Here is a 606-nt window from a genome sequence, read left to right on the forward strand (position 1 = left end):
TTTTTTGTTTTTTCCCATCCAAGAAGTTATTGCGGGTAAAGTACATGGTTTGTCCATCTTTGGTGAATACCGGAGTAGACTCGTGGAACTTTGAAGCAACTTTACTCGAGAATTTCTCAGGGGCACTCAAGCTTCCATCGGCATTGACTTTGGAAGAGTAGAGATTGGTAAAGGATTGATTGGTCCATTTGTCTTTTCTCTTAAAGAATCCCATGGTATCTCTAGCGGAAGTAAACACCAATTGATTTCCTAAAAAGCTTGTTCCATAGTCTGAGTAATCCGAGTTGATTCCTGCATTCTCTACATCGTAGCGTCCTGAGTTTTGTTTGATAATCTCAAGATAGTCTTTTTGTTGGTTGTACAGTTGAGCTCGACTGTCTTTGCCTGATTGTTTTGCAAATTCATCAAGCATAGCGTTGGCTTTGTTATAATCGCCTATCGCCTTTAAACTTTGGGCATAACGGTAGTAGTATTCTGCCGCTACGGGTTGGTTTAAAGCAAAGAGTTCTGTATACCATTTATTGGCTTTGTCGAGTTCACTATTAAAATAGTAAGCATTTCCGAGCTTCTGGAATAAATCAACGGATTTATAACCATTTTCTGCTA

Annotated in this window: 1 protein-coding gene; it reads right to left on the minus strand. The window is 39.1% G+C overall.

All coding sequences use genetic code 11. The annotated features are described in order from the left end of the window. A partial coding sequence (locus P6733_RS17880) for a tetratricopeptide repeat protein (protein WP_372339318.1) occupies positions 1 to 606 on the minus strand: 606 nt, incomplete at both ends.

The sequence above is a fragment of the Flavobacterium aerium genome (genome assembly GCF_030766725.1).
GTDB classification, from domain to species: domain Bacteria; phylum Bacteroidota; class Bacteroidia; order Flavobacteriales; family Flavobacteriaceae; genus Flavobacterium; species Flavobacterium aerium.